At 65.6% G+C, this 19417-nt stretch carries 16 protein-coding genes; 12 read left to right on the forward strand and 4 right to left on the reverse strand.

The genetic code is table 11. The features are described 5' to 3' along the window. The first annotated feature begins 81 nt into the window (after positions 1–81). From HWY30_RS20195 to HWY30_RS20220, 6 genes are all read left to right on the forward strand, one after another. Positions 82–4344, forward strand: coding sequence for a YhdP family phospholipid transporter (locus HWY30_RS20195; RefSeq protein ID WP_090803107.1), 4263 nt, complete (start codon positions 82–84; stop codon positions 4342–4344). A 153-nt stretch (positions 4345–4497) separates the two neighbouring features. After that, on the forward strand, positions 4498–5361 hold the full coding sequence (locus tag HWY30_RS20200) for a carbon-nitrogen hydrolase family protein (RefSeq protein ID WP_090805595.1): 864 nt from the start codon (positions 4498–4500) through the stop codon (positions 5359–5361). 87 nt (positions 5362–5448) lie between these two features. After that, complete coding sequence (tldD, locus tag HWY30_RS20205) at positions 5449–6915, forward strand: metalloprotease TldD (RefSeq protein WP_090803105.1); 1467 nt, start codon at positions 5449–5451, stop codon at positions 6913–6915. A 416-nt stretch (positions 6916–7331) separates the two neighbouring features. Further along, a complete protein-coding gene (aroG, locus tag HWY30_RS20210; RefSeq protein ID WP_090805593.1) occupies positions 7332–8405 on the forward strand; it encodes a 3-deoxy-7-phosphoheptulonate synthase AroG in 1074 nt (357 codons plus the stop codon). A 203-nt stretch (positions 8406–8608) separates the two neighbouring features. Further along, positions 8609–8953, forward strand: a complete 345-nt coding sequence (locus HWY30_RS20215; protein WP_090803103.1) for a type II toxin-antitoxin system RelE/ParE family toxin — start codon at positions 8609–8611, stop codon at positions 8951–8953. After that, positions 8950–9282, forward strand: coding sequence for a helix-turn-helix domain-containing protein (locus HWY30_RS20220; RefSeq protein ID WP_090803102.1), 333 nt, complete (start codon positions 8950–8952; stop codon positions 9280–9282). Before HWY30_RS20215 ends, HWY30_RS20220 begins: the two co-directional genes overlap by 4 nt. A gap of 54 nt (positions 9283–9336) precedes the next feature. Here the strand turns inward: HWY30_RS20220 and HWY30_RS20225 are convergent, their stop codons facing one another. After that, entirely contained in the window at positions 9337–9891 is a 555-nt protein-coding gene (locus HWY30_RS20225) for a cob(I)yrinic acid a,c-diamide adenosyltransferase (RefSeq protein ID WP_090803100.1), read from the reverse strand. Between the two features lie 271 nt (positions 9892–10162). On the opposite strand from HWY30_RS20225, the gene HWY30_RS20230 reads away from it, so the two are divergent. From HWY30_RS20230 to proC, 6 genes are all read left to right on the forward strand, one after another. Continuing rightward, the gene (locus tag HWY30_RS20230; RefSeq protein ID WP_090803098.1) at positions 10163–11581 is read left to right on the forward strand and encodes an FAD-linked oxidase C-terminal domain-containing protein; all 1419 of its coding nucleotides are present in this window, start codon (positions 10163–10165) and stop codon (positions 11579–11581) included. A 153-nt stretch (positions 11582–11734) separates the two neighbouring features. Then, positions 11735–13228: an FAD-linked oxidase C-terminal domain-containing protein gene (locus tag HWY30_RS20235; RefSeq protein ID WP_090803097.1), complete on the forward strand. Its 1494-nt coding sequence runs from the start codon at positions 11735–11737 to the stop codon at positions 13226–13228. Positions 13229–13410: 182 nt separating this feature from the next. Beyond that, the gene (gene glcE, locus HWY30_RS20240; RefSeq protein WP_090803095.1) at positions 13411–14499 is read left to right on the forward strand and encodes a glycolate oxidase subunit GlcE; all 1089 of its coding nucleotides are present in this window, start codon (positions 13411–13413) and stop codon (positions 14497–14499) included. Between the two features lie 8 nt (positions 14500–14507). Beyond that, the gene (gene glcF, locus HWY30_RS20245; protein ID WP_090803094.1) at positions 14508–15734 is read left to right on the forward strand and encodes a glycolate oxidase subunit GlcF; all 1227 of its coding nucleotides are present in this window, start codon (positions 14508–14510) and stop codon (positions 15732–15734) included. Between the two features lie 36 nt (positions 15735–15770). After that, entirely contained in the window at positions 15771–16469 is a 699-nt protein-coding gene (locus tag HWY30_RS20250; RefSeq protein ID WP_090803092.1) for a YggS family pyridoxal phosphate-dependent enzyme, read from the forward strand. A 76-nt stretch (positions 16470–16545) separates the two neighbouring features. Beyond that, complete coding sequence (gene proC, locus HWY30_RS20255; protein ID WP_090803091.1) at positions 16546–17361, forward strand: pyrroline-5-carboxylate reductase; 816 nt, start codon at positions 16546–16548, stop codon at positions 17359–17361. A 131-nt stretch (positions 17362–17492) separates the two neighbouring features. Here the strand turns inward: proC and ubiA are convergent, their stop codons facing one another. The 3 genes from ubiA to HWY30_RS20270 all read right to left on the reverse strand — a co-directional run bounded on the left by ubiA (position 17493) and on the right by HWY30_RS20270 (position 19417). After that, a complete protein-coding gene (gene ubiA / locus HWY30_RS20260; protein WP_090803089.1) occupies positions 17493–18356 on the reverse strand; it encodes a 4-hydroxybenzoate octaprenyltransferase in 864 nt (287 codons plus the stop codon). Positions 18357–18589: 233 nt separating this feature from the next. Then, positions 18590–19087 carry a Dps family protein gene (locus HWY30_RS20265; RefSeq protein ID WP_090803087.1) on the reverse strand — a complete coding sequence of 166 codons (498 nt, stop codon included), beginning with the start codon at positions 19085–19087 and terminating at the stop codon, positions 18590–18592. A gap of 153 nt (positions 19088–19240) precedes the next feature. Beyond that, positions 19241–19417, reverse strand: a complete 177-nt coding sequence (locus tag HWY30_RS20270) for a hypothetical protein (protein ID WP_167368619.1) — start codon at positions 19415–19417, stop codon at positions 19241–19243.

The following is a 19417-nucleotide window of genomic DNA, read 5'->3' on the forward strand; positions in this document are numbered from 1 at the left end:
GCAGGAGGTCCGCCGACGCTTTCCCGTGTGATACATTTCGTCGTTAACACGCAAAACTACCATACGCCCAGCCGCCGCAGCATGTCCGAGCGAAACGAATCCGCCGACCCGCAAACCCCACCGCAGGTCCGGCATGTGAGCGGAAGCGACCACATCGTGCTGCGTCGGACGTTGCGCGTGCTCGCCGCGCTCGCGCTCGTCCTCTATTTCATCGCGGGCGGACTGTTTCTGGGTTTGCGCTACGTGGTGCTGCCGCGCGCCGACATGTTCCGGCCGCGCATCGAAGCCGCGGTCTCCGACAAGCTGCGCACCCAATTCACGATCGGCCGGCTCGCGCCGCACTGGAGCGGCTTCCAGCCAGGGCTCGATGTCACGAATCTCGTCATCCGCGATCACGACGGCCAACCCGCGCTGACGATTCCGCACGCCACCGCGTCGGTGTCCTGGCGCTCGCTGTGGGAGTTTCATCTGGCGCTGTCGAGCCTGATCGTCGATCAGCCGGACGTGCTGGTGTCGCGCAGCGAGGACGGCGTGCTGTCGGTCGCGGGCGTGCCGGTGCCGACGCGCCACAGCGGCAACGACGCGCTGTCCACCTGGTTGTTGCGTCAGCAGGCGATCGTCGTGCGCGGCGGCGTGCTGCGCTGGCGCGACGCGACGCGCAACGAACCCGAACTGGCGCTGCGCGACATCCGCATCGCGATCCTCAATGACGGCCGCGACCACCGCATGGCGCTGCAGGCGCCACCCGACGGCCAGGTGCTGAAAGGCCCGCTCGACTTCCGCACGCACTTCCGCCACGCGCCGCTCTCGGCGCTCGGCAAGCCGATCAACTGGAGCGGGCAGGTGTACATGTCGACGGGCCCGGTCGATCTGCCGACGCTCGCGCGCTACATCCAGTTCCCGATCGAGACGTTCGCCGGCCGCATCGACAATGCAATCTGGATCGACTTCAGCGAAGGCCGCATGACCCAGGCGACCGGCCAGTTGAGCGGTTACGACGTCGCGATGCGCGTGCGCCCGACCCAGCCAAGGCTGCTCGTGCCGATCACCCACTTTCTGTGGCGCGTCGAGGCAAACGAAGGCGAGTACCGGCTGCAGCTGTCGGACCTGCGTGCCGAGCTCGGCCAGCCGCCGCTCGAAGACGGCACGCCGCTCACGCGCATCCTGCGCTTCCGGACCCTCGACAGCCGCTACCGGATGGCGTCGCAGCAGCATGGGCAGCTTTTGAGCGTCAGCGGCGATCGCGTCGATCTCGGCATCCTCGCCGAATTCAGCCGCGCGCTGCCGCTGCCGCGGCACTTTCTCAATGAACTCGTGCGCATCAATCCGCGCGGGCTCGTCGCGAACTACGTGATCGACCTCGAGCGCGGCAAGCCGGAATCCGGAGAAGTGGGCAGCGACCGTCGGCCGACGGGTGCTGAACCGATCGAGCGTTATCGCTTCAAGGGCGATTTGCAGGGCATCAGCTTTGCCGCCCAGGAGCCGGGGCCGGGCCTGACGCCGCGCGGCCACCCGCGCGCCGGCGTTCCCGGCATCGAAAACCTGTGGGGCAACGTCGACGCCGATGAAAAAGGCGGCCACGCGAACTTCGATACGACCAACGTGGCGATCACGCTGCCGGGCGTATTCGACGATCCGCGTCTCACGCTTGCGCGTCTGCACGGCCGCGCCGACTGGACGATGGGCACGAAGGCACCGGGCGACACGCGTCCCGCGTTCGCGCTCAAGCTCAACGATTTCAGCGTATCGAACCCTGACGTCGAGGCGAGCGCGACTGCGAGCTACAGCAATCCCGGCCACGGCCGCGGCTCGCTCGACCTGAAAGCCGACTTCCAGCGCGCGCAGGTGACGCACATCGCCCGCTATCTGCCGACCGCGGTCAGCGAAAAGCTGCGCATTTACCTCGGCCACGGCTTGCAGGCTGGCGTGTCGCGTGGCGGCACGATCGAAGTGCACGGCGACCTGACCAAGTTCCCCTACGCGCGCGACCCCGACGCCGGCATCTTCCACATCGTCGCGCCGTTCACCGGCGGCAAGTTCGATCCGACACCGTTCCCGCCGCGCAACATGCGCAACGGCACGCCAAACGTTTGGCCGCCGCTCGACGGCATCGACGGCGTGTTCGAGCTCAAGCAGAACGTGCTGCGCTTCGACATCGACCGCGGCCGTTACAAGCGCGTCGCGCTGACCGGCGTGAACGGCCGCATCGACGACCTCGGCACCAAAGGCTCGAACCTCACCATAGAGGGCAACGGCCGCGGCCCGCTCGCCGATATGCTCGACTACGTGAACGGCAGCTCGCTCGGCATCATGGCGCGGCACCAGACCGAAAAGATTCGCGCGCAAGGGCCCGCGTCGCTCGCGCTGAAGCTGACGATCCCGCGCACGCCGAAGCCGCATATCGGCGTGGAAGGTGCGCTCGGCTTCCAGAACAATCGCCTGAGCGTGAGCAATGCGCCGTCGCTGTCGCAGCTGAACGGCCGGGTGCGCTTCACCGAACGAACGGCCGAGGTCGAGCGGCTCTCCGGCCAGTTCCTCGGCGGTGACGTGCATGCGAACGGCGGCTTGCGGCAAGACGGCACGTACGCGCTCGCGCTCAACGGCCACATCGCCGTCGATGCCGCGCGCGAACTGCATCTGCATGGCCCGGCCGCACAGGTGCTCACGCATATGAGCGGCAGCGCGCCTTATGCATTGCGCGTCACCGGCGCGAAGGGCCGCCTGCCGGAGGTCAGCGCCAACTCTGATCTGAGCGGCCTCGGGCTCGATTTTCCAGCGCCGTTCAAAAAGACTGCCGGCACGCCGATGCCGCTGCACTTCTCGGTCAATCCGTCGACGCTGCCGGGCGAAGCCGGCCTCGAACGCGCCGACCTGACGTTGGGGCCGGTCGCCGCCGCGTATCTGCTGCGCTATCGGCCGAACGCGCAGCCGCGTACGTCACCGACCGTCGTGCGCGGCGCGATCGGCGTGAACCGGCCGGTCGACCTGCCGTCCGAGGGCGTGGTCGCCGCGGCGGACATCAAGGAGATCGATGCCGACGCCTGGCGCGCGCTCGCCGCGCAGCTGCGCGCGGGCGTGAGCGCGGGCGGGGCGAATGGCGTGAACGGCGCTGCGAACGGCGGCAATACCGCCAGCAGCGCGGCCACACCCGCGGCCGCGCCTACGGCCGTGCCGAATCCCATGCTCACGCAGTTCCTGCCGAACCGCTTCGCGCTGCACATCGACATGCTTACGCTGCTCAAGCGTCACTGGGACAACGTGATCGTCGGCGCGTCGCACGCGGACCGTACGTGGCAGGCGAACATCGCGTCGAATCAGGTGTCAGGCCACGTGTCGTGGCTGCCGGGAGCGACCCGCGAATCGCCTGGCGAACTGCAGGCGCGCTTCGCGCGCGTCGTGATTCCGTCGGTCGCGGACAAGGACCTGCTCGGTCCGGCGATGTCGGCGCCCGCGCTGAACATGCCGTCGATCGATCTGGTCGTCGACGAACTGATCGTGCACGATCGCAACGTCGGCCGGCTCGAGGTCGACGCGCACAACTTCGAAGAAAACGGCGTGCCGGTCTGGCAGCTCGACAAGCTCGACGTGACGAACCCCACCGCGACGCTGAGCGCGACCGCGAACTGGCGCACCTCGACCGAACTGCCCATCTCGGCCGACGAAGCCATGCCGCGCCGCACCGTGTTCGATTTCAAGCTCGACATCAAGGATGCCGGCGCGATGCTCGAGCGCTTCGGTCTGCCGAGGACGCTCAGGGGCGGCACCGGCTCGATTCAGGGCAAGGCCGTGTGGCAGGGCGGCCCGACCACGATCGACTATTCGACGCTGAACGGCAACCTCGCGCTGGATCTACGCCACGGTCAGATCCTGAAGGTCGATCCGGGCGTCGCGACGCTGCTCGGCGTGCTGAGCCTGCAAAGCCTCGCGCGCATCGCCACACTCAATTTCCACGATGTGATCGGCGAGGGCCTGCCGTTCTCGAGCGTGACGGGTACCGCGCAGATTCATGACGGCATCGCCCGCACCGACAACTTCAGGATGGTGACCGCGCCGGCCCGCGCCGAGATGGTGGGCTCGGTCGACATCGCGCAGAAGAGCCAGGACCTGCACCTGCACGTAGTGCCGACCGTCAGCGCCGGCTCCGCGGTGATCGCCGCGACGGTCATCAATCCGCTGATCGGCCTCGGCGCACTGATCGCCGATATCGCGTTCACGCATGGGGTGTCGCACGTATTCGCGCGCGACTACGCGATCACCGGCTCGTGGTCGAAACCGCACGTCGAGCGGGTGACGGGCGAACGGGGTAAGATTGACGCTCCGGCTTCGACCGTGCAAGCGCACTGAGCTCCGGTTTCCCTGGCGCCGCCGTCTCGAACCACGCGGCCGCTCGTGCCGCTCTATCGACTCAATGCGCCAACGGGGCCGAGCCAGCCCAGAACCATGCATGCGGCGCCCGCGCTTCACACCGCCGCCCGCCGGGAGTCTTTCGACACGCTCATGAGCGAAACACACGTCACTTCAACCGCATCCGCCGCAACCTCCAGCGGCCTTGTAGCCAGCCCCTTCCGGGTCGCCGCGCTGCAGATGGTCAGCTCGCCGGATCGCGATCGCAATCTCGCCGACGCAGAGCGCCTGATCGCCGAAGCCGCCGCCGACGGCGCGCAACTCGTGCTGCTCCCCGAGTATTTCTGTTTCATGGGCTTCAAGGACACCGACAAGCTCGCCGTGCGCGAGCCACATCAGGACGGCCCGATCCAACGCTTTCTCGCCGACGCCGCGCGCCGCCACCAGATCTGGGTGATCGGCGGCACCCTGCCGCTGAACGCACCGGAGCCGTCGCGCGTACTGAACACGACGCTGGTGTTCGACCCGAACGGCAACGAGGCCGCGCGCTACGACAAGATCCACCTGTTCAACTTCGAAAAGGGCGAAGAATCGTTCGACGAAGCGCGCACGATTCGACCCGGCACCTCGGTGCAAAGCTTCGAGGCGCCGTTCGGCCGGGTCGGCCTGTCGGTCTGCTACGATCTGCGCTTTCCCGAGCTGTACCGGCGCATGGGCGACTGCGCGCTGATCGTGGTGCCGTCGGCGTTTACCTACACGACCGGCCGCGCGCATTGGGAGCTGCTGCTGCGCACTCGCGCGATCGAAAACCAGTGCTATGTGCTCGCCGCGGCGCAAGGCGGCAAACATGAAAACGGCCGCCGCACCTGGGGCCACAGCATGCTGATCGACCCGTGGGGCGAGATCGTCGCGGTGCGCGACGAGGGCGCCGGCGTGGTCGCGGGCAACCTCGAACGCGCGCGCATCGACGAAGTGCGGCAGAGCCTGCCGGCATGGCGTCATCGCGTGCTGACCTGAAACCGACATTGAAACTGCGGCGCCTGCCACGCATATAGCGACGCAGGCGCTCCCCGACCCCTTCGTATCGAGCAGAACATACTTCGCATGAACATCATCGAACCCGGTATCCGTAATCTCGCCGCCGCCAAGGACATCCTCCTCACGCCCTATGGTCTCGACGAATCGCTGCTCACGCGCACGCTCGCCGAAATCTTCACGCACCGCGTCGACTACGCGGACCTGTACTTCCAGACCACCCGCAGCGAAGCGTGGAGTCTCGAGGAAGGCATCGTGAAGTCGGGCAGCTTCAGCATCGATCAGGGTGTCGGCGTGCGCGCCGTGTCGGGCGAGCGCACCGCATTCGCCTACTCGGACGATCTGTCGCCCGAAGCGATCCGCCAGGCGGCCATCGCCACGCGCGCGATCGCCAAGGCAGGCGGCGGCAAGCAGAAGATCCAGGTGGCGTCGTCGCTGACCGGCATCGCCGGGCGCGATCTGTACCTGCCGTCCGACCCGCTGCATTCGCTCGACGCCACCGCCAAGGTCAAACTGCTCGAGCGCATCGAGCAGATGGCGCGCGGCCGCGACCCGCGCATCCAGCAGGTGATGGCGGGCCTCGCCGGCGAATACGACGTGGTGCTGGTCGCGCGCAGCGACGGCGGCTTCGCGGCCGACATCCGGCCGCTCGTGCGTGTCTCGGTGACGGTGATCGCCGAGCAGAACGGCCGCCGCGAGATCGGCAGCGGCGGCGGCGGCGGGCGTTTCGACTACGGCTATTTCACCGATGAAGTGCTGTCGCGCTATGTCGACGACGCGGTGCACGCCGCTCTCGTCAATCTCGACGCGCGTCCGGCGCCGGCCGGTGCGATGACCGTCGTGCTCGGGCCGGGCTGGCCCGGCGTGCTGCTGCACGAGGCGATCGGCCACGGGCTCGAGGGCGACTTCAACCGCAAAGGGTCGTCGGCATTCGCGGGACGCATCGGCGAGCAGGTCGCCGCGAAGGGCGTCACCGTGGTCGACGACGGCACGCTGCCGAATCGTCGCGGCTCGCTCAATATCGACGACGAAGGTAATCCGACCCAGTGCACGACGCTGATCGAGGACGGCATCCTGAAGGGCTACATCCAGGACACCCTGAACGCGCGTCTGATGAAGATGCCGGTCACCGGCAACGCTCGGCGCGAATCGTACGCGGCGCTGCCGATGCCGCGCATGACCAACACGTACATGCTGAACGGCGACAAGGACCCGCAAGAAATCCTCGCGTCCGTGAAGAACGGCCTGTATGCGGTGAACTTCGGCGGCGGTCAGGTCGACATCACGAACGGCAAATTCGTGTTCTCGGCCTCCGAGGCGTACATGATCGAGAACGGCAAGATCACGTATCCGGTCAAGGGCGCGACGCTGATCGGCAGCGGACCGGAATCGCTGAAGTACGTCACGATGATCGGCAACGACATGAAGCTCGATTCGGGCGTGGGCGTGTGCGGCAAGGAAGGCCAGAGCGTGCCGGTGGGCGTCGGTCAACCGACGCTGCGCATCGAGCGGATGACGGTCGGCGGCACGGCCTGATTTCGTCACGGATGCACGCTTCGCGCACGCAAGGCGCGAAGCGTGCGGGTTTTCCGCATTTTTCGACGCCCCAGCTTGTCAGCCGAGCCTGTACCGGGTTATAAACTCACTCACCCTTTTTGACCAGCGACGCATTCACTTCGCCATGTCCGCCAAGTTTTATTTTTACTTTTTTTGGTATCTCAGACCGCTGGCGGATCGAGAGGGGTGTTAGTGCACGCAGGACACCGAGAATTCCCGAAAAACCGCCAGCTAGCCTGGCGGTTTTTTTTCGTCTCACGCTTTTCGATACCTGACTGACATTTTGTCGTTGACCATTTTTTGATCGTCGTCCGCTCTGGCCTCGCTGTTTGATCACTGGCTGATCGCCCCCGTTGCCCGCGCGAACACGCTACGAACCGATTCAGGAGAACAACATGCCCCCGCACAATACCGATGATGTCCGCATTCGCGAATTGAAGGAACTCACGCCGCCCGCTCACCTGATCCGCGAATTTGCCTGCGACGAGACGGTTTCCAACGTGATCTACGACTCGCGCACCGCGATGCATCGCATTCTGCACGGCATGGACGATCGTCTGATCGTCGTGATCGGCCCGTGCTCGATTCACGATCCGAAGGCCGCGATCGAATACGCGGGGCGTCTGATCGAGCAGCGCAAGCGCTTTGCCGGCGAACTCGAAGTCGTGATGCGCGTGTACTTCGAAAAGCCGCGTACGACGGTGGGCTGGAAGGGTCTCATCAACGACCCGCATATGGACAACAGCTTCAAGATCAACGAAGGTCTGCGCACCGCGCGCGAACTGCTTCTGCGCATCAACGAACTCGGCCTGCCGGCCGGCACCGAGTACCTCGACATGATCAGCCCGCAGTACATCGCGGATCTGATCTCCTGGGGTGCCATCGGCGCGCGCACGACCGAATCGCAGGTGCACCGGGAGCTGGCTTCGGGACTGTCGTGCCCGGTCGGCTTCAAGAACGGCACGGACGGCAACGTGAAGATCGCCGTCGACGCGATCAAGGCCGCCTCGCAGCCGCACCATTTCCTGTCGGTCACGAAGGGCGGCCACTCGGCGATCGTATCGACCGCGGGCAACGAGGACTGCCACGTGATTCTGCGCGGCGGCAAAACGCCGAACTACGACGCCGACAACGTCAACGCGGCCTGCGCGGACATCGGCAAGGCGGGTCTCGCCGCGCGTCTGATGATCGATGCGAGCCACGCGAACAGTTCGAAGAAGCACGAGAACCAGATTCCGGTGTGCGCGGACATCGGCCGTCAGATCGCCGCGGGTGACGAGCGGATCGTCGGCGTGATGGTGGAGTCGCACCTCGTCGCGGGTCGCCAGGATCTGCAGGAAGGCTGCGAGCTCACGTACGGCCAGAGCATTACCGATGCGTGTATCGGCTGGGACGAAAGCGTCGCGGTGCTCGAAGGCCTTGCCGAAGCGGTCAGGCAGCGCCGCGTCGCGCGCGGCAGCGGCAACTGAACACCTGCCCCGCCGCCACTGCGGGGGCTTGTCGGCAGTCCGTAGAAGAAACCCGGTTCAATATCGAACCGGGTTTTTTTATTGGCCATTCGGACGAATGGTACTCAGCCTGCTGCCTCGATATCGTCATAGCTCGTTGCCTGGTCGCTTACACGCTTGACCAGGCCGGAGAATGCGTATAAGATTTTATACATGAGGTGGCGATGGAGCAGGAAAAAGAAATTCGCTGGTTAGGCTCCAGCTACCGTGATTTGCTCGCTTTTCCCAACGAAGCGCGTCGTCTCGCAGGGTTTCAGCTTCACAAGATTCAGTCAGGACTCGACCCTGACGACTGGAAACCGTTCGAGTCTATCGGCGCGGGAACGCGCGAAATTCGCATCAGAGACGAGGACGGCATTTTTCGCGTGATGTACGTCGCCAAATACGCCGAAGCGCTGTACGTGCTGCATTGCTTTCAGAAGAAAACGCAGAGGCTCGGACCGCACGACAGAAGAATTGCCGAAACGCGCTACCGCGCCATCACCCATTACAGGACCACCCAGCCATGACGATCGACACCAACATTCGTCACGTAACGCGAGCCGGCGCGAACGTGTTCCTCGAACTCGGTTTTTCCGCCGATGAAGCGAAGCGCCTTCACGCGGCGTCGCAAAAGCAGATCAACGACACGCGGCTGCTCAAGGAACAGCTGATGACCGAGCTGTCCACGTGGATCGAACAGCATCATCTGAAGCAGGCCGAGGCGGCCGAAATCCTGATGGTGTCGCGCCCGCGCGTGTCCGACGTCGTCAACAAGAAAACCACCAAGTTCACGATCGACACGCTCGTGGAAATGCTGAGCCGCATCGGCAAGCCGGTCACGCTCGCCGTCGGTTGAGCGTCGGCTCGTGCGAAGCACCGTGCGTGTCCATGCGCACATGTGCGTCGCCATTCAAGGCGCGCCGCGATCGTGCTGCCACAGCACGTCGGTGCCGCCGTCCGCGCGATTGAGCACGCGCGCCAGCACGAACAGCAGATCGGACAGCCGGTTCACGTACTGACGTGGCGCCGCGTTCAGCGCCTCGTGTTCGCCAAGCGCGACGATCGCCCGCTCCGCGCGGCGGCAAACGGTACGGCACACATGCGCGAGCGCGGCCGCGCGCGAACCGCCCGGCAGAATGAATTCCTTCAGCGGCGGCAGCGTGGCGTTGTAGTCGGCGAGCCAGCCGTCGAGCTGCGCGAGATGCTGTTCGGTAATCATCGTGTGACCGGGAATGCACAGCTCGCCGCCCAGATCGAACAGGTCGTGCTGGATTGCGACCAGCGCCGCGCGTACGTTCTCGGGCAGGTTCTCGCACAACAGCACGCCGAGATTCGAATTGAGTTCGTCGACGTCGCCAATCGCGGCGATACGCGCGCTGTCCTTGCGCACGCGGCGACCGTCGCCGAGACCGGTGGTGCCGTCGTCGCCGGTGCGAGTGGCGATCTTGCTGAGGCGATTGCCCATGACGTCTCCCATGTATTAGTGACGATGCTGCCAGCTGGTTTGTCCATATTGCACGCATCGCGAAATCGCCGCCATTATATGAGCGCAAGCCGACCCAGCGCTGCCTGGCGGGCGAACGGCGTAAAATGAAACACTTGCTGCAAACAGACCGTTATTTAAAGAAACTTTCATGGGACCGGAGCAAGCGTTGAAGCGCCAACTCCGATCGAGCTAAAGCATGGGACCGGAGTAAGCGCTGTAGCGCTAACTCCGGTCGACACAGGAGACATGCGTGAACCATCCCGTGCCGCCGGCGCCGCTACGCCGGCCGTTTCCCGCCGAATTGCTGAACCAGCTAAAAGCCGCTTTCGGCGATCGCGTTTCCGTTGCCGAAGCCGTGCGTGCGCACCACGGCCGCGACGAATCACCGTTCGATCCGCAACTGCCTGACGCCGTCGTGTTCGCGCGTACAAGCGAAGACGTGCAAACCGCCGTCAAGCTGTGCGGCCAGTACGACGTGCCGATCATTCCGTACGGCAATGGCTCGTCGCTCGAAGGACATCTGCTTGCCGTGCAAGGCGGCGTGTCGATCGATCTGTCGGAAATGAACCGGGTGTTGTCGATCAACGCCGAAGACCTGACCGTCACCGTCGAGCCCGGCATCTCGCGCAAGCAACTGAACGAAGCGCTGCGCGACACCGGCCTGTTCTTCCCGATCGACCCCGGCGCGGACGCGAGCATCGGCGGCATGTCGGCAACCCGCGCGTCGGGTACTAACGCCGTGCGCTACGGCACGATGCGCGAGAACGTGCTCGGCCTGACGGTCGTGCTCGCCGATGGCCGCGTGATCAAGACCGGCTCGCGCGCGCGCAAATCGTCGGCGGGGTACGACCTCACGCGCCTGTTCGTCGGCTCGGAAGGCACGCTCGGCGTGATAACGGAAATCACGCTGCGCCTCTATCCGCAGCCGGAGGCGGTGTCGGCCGCGGTATGCACGTTCCCGTCGATGGGCGATGCGGTGCGCGCGGTCATCGAGACGATCCAGATCGGCGTGCCGATCGCGCGTGTCGAGTTCGTCGATGCACTTGCGATCCGCTCGATCAATCGCCATTCGAATCTGACACTGCGCGAAGCGCCCACATTGTTCTTCGAATTTCACGGCACCGAGGCCGGCGTCAAGGAACAGGCCGAACTCGTGCAGGAAATCGCCGCACAGAATGCCGGTGAAGGCTTCGAATGGGCGACGCGCCCCGAAGACCGCAGCCGTCTGTGGAACGCGCGTCACAACGCGTATTTCGCGATGCTGCAACTGAAGCCCGGCTCGCGCGCGGTCACCACCGACGTCTGCGTGCCGATCTCGCGTCTCGCGGAGTGTGTGGTCGAAACGGAGCAGGACCTATTGGCCTCGCCGCTGCCCTGCCCGATCGTCGGCCATGTCGGCGACGGAAACTTCCACGTCGCGATCCTGATCGATCCCGACAAGCCCGAAGAGCTCGAGGAAGCCGAGCGCCTGAACCACCGCATCGTGCAGCGCGCGCTGCGGATGGACGGCACCTGCACCGGCGAGCATGGCATCGGCCTGCACAAGATGGGCTTTCTGCTCGAGGAGCACGGCGACGTCGCGGTCGACACGATGCGCTCCATCAAGCACGCGCTAGACCCTCGCAATCTGATGAACCCGGGCAAGATTTTCGCCTGGGCGGCGGCCTGATCGACATTGCGCATACCGGCCGCGACAAACCGCTGACGCGCCCGGCGGCAACCGCGCCAAGCTGAACACGCAAGTGATTCGAAGCAGGCAGCACGAAACAGCCGGCTCGAACCAGCAAGCCGGACCGGCGCAAGCCACGAGGAGACAACTCACATGAACGCACCCGCTGAACTGTCGGCCGAAGTCCTCGCGCAGCGTCAGCGCGAAGTCGTGCAGGCGCTGATGGCCGTGTTGCCGACCCACTGTCTGCTGTATCGCGAAGAAGACACCGTCGCGTACGAATGCGACGGGCTCGCCGCGTACCGGCGTCTGCCGCTCGCGGTCGTGTTGCCGGAAACCGAATCGCAGGTGCAGCGCATCGTGCAGATCTGCCATCGCCTCGAGGTGCCCATCGTGCCGCGCGGCGCGGGCACCGGGCTGTCCGGCGGCGCGATGCCGATTCGGCACGGCGTGGTGGTATCGCTCGCGCGCTTTCGCAAGATCGTCGAAGTCGACTCGTACGCGCGCATCGCGACCGTGCAGCCGGGCGTGCGCAATCTGGCGATCTCCGAAGCCGCGGCGCCGTATGGTCTTTACTATGCGCCGGATCCGTCGTCGCAGATTGCCTGCACGATCGGTGGCAACGTGTCAGAGAATTCGGGCGGCGTGCATTGCCTGAAGTACGGCCTCACCGTGCACAACGTGCTGCGCGTGCGCGCGGTCACGATGGAAGGCGAGATCGTCGAATTCGGCTCGCTCGCGCCCGACGCGCCGGGGCTCGATCTGCTCGCGGTGCTGATTGGCAGCGAGGGCATGTTCGCGATCGTCACCGAGGTCACCGTCAAGCTGATCCCGAAGCCGCAAACCGCGCAGGTCATCATGGCCAGCTTCGACGACGTCGTCAAAGGCGGCGACGCCGTTGCGGGCATCATCGCGGCGGGCATCATTCCGGCCGGCCTCGAGATGATGGACAAGCCCGCCACGCGCGCGGTCGAGGAGTTCGTCAACGCCGGCTACGACCTCGACGCGGCGGCGATCCTGCTGTGCGAATCGGACGGCACGCCCGAGGAAGTCGCAGCCGAGATCGTGCGCATGACCGCGGTGCTGCGCGAGCACGGCGCGACCCGTATCCAGATTTCACGCACGGAAGCCGAGCGCCTGCGCTTCTGGTCCGGGCGCAAGAACGCGTTTCCGGCCGCCGGCCGCATTTCGCCGGACTACTACTGCATGGACGGTACCGTGCCGCGCCGCAGTATCGGGCCGCTGCTCGCGCGCATCGAGGAGATGGAGAAGACCTACCAGTTGCGCTGCATCAACGTATTCCATGCCGGCGACGGCAACATGCACCCGCTGATCCTGTTCAACGGCAACGACCAGGACGAGTGGCATCGCGCCGAGTTGTTCGGTTGCGACATCCTCGAAGCTTGCGTCGAGCTGGGCGGCACGGTGACGGGCGAGCATGGCGTCGGCATCGAGAAGATCAATTCGATGTGCGTGCAGTTCTCGCCCGAAGAGCGCGACACGTTCCACGCGGTCAAGCGAGCATTCGACGCGCCCGGCCTGTTGAACCCCGACAAGGGCATCCCGACGCGGGCGCGCTGTGCCGAATACGGCAAGATGCACGTGCGCGGCGGCCTGCTGCCTCATCCCGAGCTGCCGCGCTTCTAGCGGCTGGCGTTTGCAGCGCGCATCCACCGTTGGCCCCGCCCGCGCTGATGCTGGCGCGGCCTGCGCGGCGCTTTGCGCCCTCCCCTCCAGACCGATGCCGCGCCCCGTCATGCGGGTGCGCTCCGGCTTGCCAGCGAGCCGCCGCCCGGTACAATCAAACGAAACACAACGAGCAGGCCACCATGGAAGAGGACGACATCGTCGCCGTATGGTCCGAACGCGTGCGTTCGGCCAGCGCCGAGGGACGCGCGCTGCGCATCCGCGGCGGCGGCACCAAAGACTGGTATGGCCAGACGCTGGAAGGTGAGATCCTCGACACGCGCGCTTATCGCGGCATCATCGCGTACGATCCGGCCGAGCTCGTGATCACCGCGCGCGCGGGGACACCGCTGCTGGAAATCGAAGCCGCGCTCGCCGAGCACAACCAGATGCTACCGTTCGAGCCGCCGCACTTCGGGCCGCAGGCCACCTTCGGCGGCTGCATCGCCGCTGGCATTTCGGGGCCGCGCAGGCCGGCCGTCGGCGCCGCGCGCGACTTCGTGCTCGGCGCCGTCGTGATGAACGGCCAGGGGCAGGTGCTGCACTTCGGCGGCCAGGTCGTCAAGAACGTCGCGGGTTACGACGTGTCGCGGCTGCTCGCGGGCTCGCTCGGCACGCTCGGGCTGATCCTCGAGCTGTCGGTCAAAGTGCTGCCGCGGCCGCAGGTCGAAGCCACGCTGAAGTTCGACATGAACGGCACCGACGCGGTACGCAAGCTCAACGAATGGGGCGGCCGGCCCCTGCCGATCACCGCGAGCGCATGGCGCAACGGCACGCTCGCGGTGCGCCTGGGCGGCGCGGAAGCCGCGGTCAAGGCAGCGCGCACCGGGCTCGGCGGCGAAGTCGTCGATGCGGTCGAAGCTGAACGCTTCTGGGCCGGCCTGCGCGAACAGACCGATTCGTTTTTCGCGGGCATTCCACCGAAGGCCGCGCTGTGGCGTCTCGCGCTACCGTCGATCACCGAGCCGCTGCAGCTGCCCGGCGCGCAACTGATGGAATGGGGCGGCGGCCAGCGCTGGTGGATCACTGACACCGACGCGCAAACCGTGCGCATCAGCGCGAAACAGGCCGGCGGCCACGCGACCATCTTCCGCAGCGGCCACGGCTACGATCGTGGCGCCGGCGTATTCACACCGCTGCCCGCGCCGCTGATGAAAATCCATCGCGGCCTCAAACATGCATTCGACCCGGCCCGCATCTTCAACCGCGGCCGTCTCTACTCCGACTTCTGAGCGACGCGATGCAAACCAACCTCGCGGACTTCATTCGTAATACGCCCGATGGCAACGAAGCGGACGCCATCCTGCGCAAATGCGTGCATTGCGGTTTTTGCACCGCCACCTGCCCAACCTACCAACTGCTCGGCGACGAGCTCGACGGCCCGCGCGGGCGCATCTATCTGATCAAGCAGATGGTCGAAGGCGCGCCGGTCACGCGCAGCACGCAGGTTCACCTCGACCGCTGCCTGACCTGCCGCAATTGCGAATCGACCTGCCCGTCGGGCGTGCAATATGGGCGGCTCGTCGAAATCGGCCGCAAGCTCACCGAAGAGAAAGTCACGCGTCCGCTCAATCAGCGGCTGATGCGGCGCCTGCTCGCGAGCGTGCTGCCGAACAGCGCGATCTTCACGCCGGCGATGCGGCTGGGTCAGCACGTGCGCGGCCTGCTGCCGAAGAAGCTGCGCGACAAGGTGCCCGCGCGCCAGCACCCGCTCGAATGGCCGAGCGCAAAACACGAACGCAAGGTGCTGATGCTGGCGGGCTGCGTGCAACCGTCAATGATGCCGAACGTCAACATCGCGACCGCGCGCGTGTTCGATGCGCTCGGCATCGAAACGCTGATCGCGCCCGACGCCGGCTGCTGCGGCGCGATCCGCCTGCACCTCGGCTACCACGACGAAGCGCTCGACGACCTGCGCACGAACATCGACGCATGGTGGCCCTACGTCGAACAGGGCGTTGAAGCGATCGTGATGAACGCGTCGGGCTGCGGCGCGACGGTCAAGGAATACGCGCACCTGCTGCGCCTCGATCCGAACTATGCCGAGAAGGCGCGCCGCATCGTCGAATTGACGCGCGACGTCTCCGAGATCCTGCCCGAGTTCGAAGAACAGCTCGTCGCCATCACGCGCCGCCGCTCGGTACACACGGTCGCGTTTCATCCACCCTGCACGCTGCAGCATGGCCAGCAGATCCGCGGCAAGGTCGAGCAACTGCTCGGCGCGCTCGGCGTCGAAGTGCGCCTGCCCGCCGACAGCCATCTGTGCTGCGGCTCGGCCGGCACCTACTCGCTGCTGCAGCCGCGCATGTCGTACGCGCTGCGCGACCAGAAGCTCGCGCGTTTGCAGGCGCAGGAGCCGCAGGTGATCGTGTCGGCGAACGTCGGTTGCATCGCGCATCTGCAAAGCGGTACGTCGACGCCGGTCGCGCACTGGATCGAATTGGTCGAGCACATGCTGTCCGTATAATCGGGGCATCGTCTTCGCTGAACACCGGTTCGTTCCATGTCCGATCTGCCTCACAATCTCGCCGACGTGCACGAGCGCATCGCCAGGGCCGCGCAAGCGGCCCACCGCGACGCGCAGTCCGTGACGCTGCTCGCGGTCTCCAAGACGTTTCCCGCCGATGCCGTGCGCGCCGCTCATGCGGCCGGTCAGCGCGCATTCGGCGAGAACTACGTGCAGGAAGCGCTCGACAAGATCCAGGCACTTGCCGATCTGCGCGCGTCGCTCGAATGGCATTTCATCGGGCCGCTGCAATCGAACAAGACGCGACCCGTCGCCGAGCATTTCGACTGGGTACATTCGGTCGATCGGCTGAAGATCGCGCAGCGGCTGTCGGAGCAGCGCCCGGACCACCTGCCGCCGCTCAACGTGTGCCTGCAGGTCAACGTCAGCGGTGAAGCGTCGAAGAGTGGCGTCGCCATCGCCGAGGCGGCCGCTATCGCGCAGCAGATCGCCGCGCTGCCGAAGCTGAAGCTGCGCGGACTGATGTCGATTCCCGAACCGGGCGGCGATCTCGCAGAACAACGCGCGCCGCATCGCCAATTGCGCGAGTTGTTCGAGCGCTTGCGTAACGACGGGCTCGCGCTCGATACGCTGTCGATGGGCATGTCGGCCGATCTTGAAGCAGCCGTGCTCGAAGGCGCGACGATCGTGCGCGTCGGCACCGCGATCTTCGGCGCACGCGATTATTCGCGCTGAGCATTTCCACGGGCCTTGCGCGAACCTGGCTGCGCGAAGCCCTCACCGCATCTCATCTGAACCTACCCGGACCATCATGAAAATTGCGTTTATCGGCGGCGGCAACATGGCCGCGGCGTTGATCGGCGGCCTCATCAAGCGGGGCGTCGCGCCCGCGGACCTGTACGCGGTCGATCCGAACGAAGACGCGCGCCAGCGCAACGAGCAGCAATTCGGCATCCGCACCGGCGCGGCCGCCGACGTCACGCTCGCCGACTACGACGCGGTCGTGCTCGCGGTGAAGCCGCAGATCCTGAAGAGCGTCGCCGGGACGCTGGCGCCGCATCTGCGCGCGTCGCAACTCGTCGTCAGCATCGTCGCGGGCATTCGGATCGGCGACATGTCGCGCTGGCTCGCTGGCCACAACCGCATCGTGCGCGTGATGCCGAATACGCCGGCGCTGATCGGCAGGGGCGTCACGGGTCTCGTCGCCAGCGGCAGCGTCGACGAAGCGGGCCGCGAGCTCGCCTCGCAGGTGCTCGGCGCGGTCGGCGAAACCGTCTGGTTCGACGACGAAGCGAAGATCGACGCGGTCACCGCGATCTCGGGCAGCGGGCCGGCCTACGTGTTCTATTTCATCGAAGCGCTGCAGGAAGCCGCGCGCCAGCTCGGTATGGACGAAGCGCAGGGCCGCGCGCTGGCGGTCGCGACCTTCACGGGCGCCGCGCAACTCGCGGCCAATTCCGACGAGCCGCCGAGCGTGCTGCGCGAGCGCGTGACATCCAAAGGCGGCACGACCGCGGCAGCACTCGCCTCGTTCGAAGCGAGCGGCATCAAGGACGCGATCGTGCGCGGCGCACTGGCCGCCGACGCGCGGGCGCGCGAGATGGGCGACGAATTCGGCAAGCAGTAACGCGAACCGGCGTCGAAAAGAAACAGCGGAAACAGACACGCCGTAGCGCGACTGTCCCTCTTCTCATCAGGGCAGGCGCCTACGGCGTGTAGAAACGCAGCGGTCTGAAGCCAGAAAAGCGCTGACGCGAATTAAAACGAAGCCACCACGTAATGCGCGGCGATCCCCGCGAACAACGCGCCGCCGAGCCAGTTGTTGTGACGGAACGCGGCAAAGCACGGCATGCGCTCGCGATGGCGGATCAGCGTGTAGTGATAGATCGCGCAACCCACCGCGACCGCCCAGCCGATCCAGTACAGCGGACCAAACCCGAGCGTCACGCCGATGCCGACGTAAATCCCGAGCGTCACCGCATAGCACAGCATGACCGCGGCCACGTCGAAACGGCCGAACGTCAGCGCCGACGTCCGGATGCCGATCTTGATGTCGTCGTCGCGATCGACCATCGCGTATTCGGTGTCGTACGCAACGGCCCAGAAGATATTCGCGACCAGCATCAACCACGCGAGCAGCGGCACGTGATCCTGCACAGCGGCGAACGCCATCGGAATACCGAAGCCGAACGCGATGCCCAGATACGCCTGCGGAATCGCGAAGAAGCGCTTCACGAACGGATACGTGCCCGCGACGAACAGCGCGACCACCGACAACTCCTTGGTCAATGCATTGAGCGGCTGAATCAGTAGAAACGCGACCAGCGACAGCACGGTTGCCAACACGACCGCTTCCCACGCATTGATCTTGCCGGACGTGATCGGCCGGTTCTCGGTGCGCTTCACGTGACGGTCGAAATCGCGGTCCGCGTAGTCGTTGATCGCGCAGCCGGCCGAGCGCATCAGCACCGTGCCGAGCGTGAAGATCACCAGCAATTGCCACGACGGATGACCGCCGGACGCGATCCACAGTGCGTTGAGCGTCGGCCACAGCAGCAGCAGGCTGCCGATCGGCTTGTCCATGCGCACGAGGCGCAGATACAGGGGAAGTCGGGCGAACATGGGACGAATTCGGTGAAGTGCGAACACGGTGCGCCTATTTTACGGGAAGCGCACGGCGGCCCAGGATTCGCGCGGCCGCGTATCGAAGTGCCACGCGCTCGAATCTGTGCGTCGTGCGGCAGCGGCGCAAAAAACAAAGCCTCCCGTGCAGGGAGGCTTGTGCGCTTTTTACACGGCGCGCGCGATGCCGGCGCCGGCATCGGACTTGACTCGACCGGCTCAGCTGCGCCAAATCAGGCGAGCAGCGAGCGCAGCATCCATGCGGTCTTTTCGTGTGTCTGCATGCGTTGCGTGAGCAGGTCGGCGGTCGGCTCGTCGTTGGCGGCTTCCGTCGACGGGAAAATCGCGCGCGCGGTGCGCACCACGGCTTCCTGACCTTCGACCAGCTGACGGATCATGTCTTCCGCGACCGGCACGCCGTCCGCTTCGGGGATCGACGACAGCTTCGCGAAATCCTTGTAGCTGCCCGGCGCATGCACGCCCAATGCACGGATGCGTTCGGCGATCGAGTCGACCGCGAGCGCGAGTTCGTTGTACTGCGTTTCGAACATCAGATGCAGCGTATTGAACATCGGACCCGTGACGTTCCAGTGGAAGTTGTGGGTCTTCAGGTACAGCGTGTAGGTGTCGGCGAGCAGACGCGACAGCCCTTCGGCGATCTTCTTGCGATCCTTGTCGCTGATCCCGATGTTGACGTGCTGTACTGCTGCGGCGGCTTCTTTCTTGGCCATGATGACTCCTTTGAAGAGTGATACGAACCGGTCGGCAGATGACGGTCAGCGAAAACACGAATAAAACGTTCGACAGTGTAGCGTGAATGCCGCAAGGTTTGCGCAACGCGTGCCCGAGAGCCTTGCTGCGCAGCCATTCTGGCGGTACGGCGCTCAGCCGCCCAGCGCGTGTTGCAACGCCTGCGCGGCGATTACCGCAAAGCCGCTCGCGACGATCGCAAAGCCCAGCGCCTTGCGAAACATCAACGCCTGCCATTGCGCCTGCCATTGCGCCTGCATGCTCGGCGCGGCGGCCCGACCGCCAATGCTCGCCATCATCATCCGAATCAT

It is taken from the genome of Paraburkholderia tuberum STM678, assembly GCF_902833905.1.
GTDB classification, from domain to species: domain Bacteria; phylum Pseudomonadota; class Gammaproteobacteria; order Burkholderiales; family Burkholderiaceae; genus Paraburkholderia; species Paraburkholderia tuberum.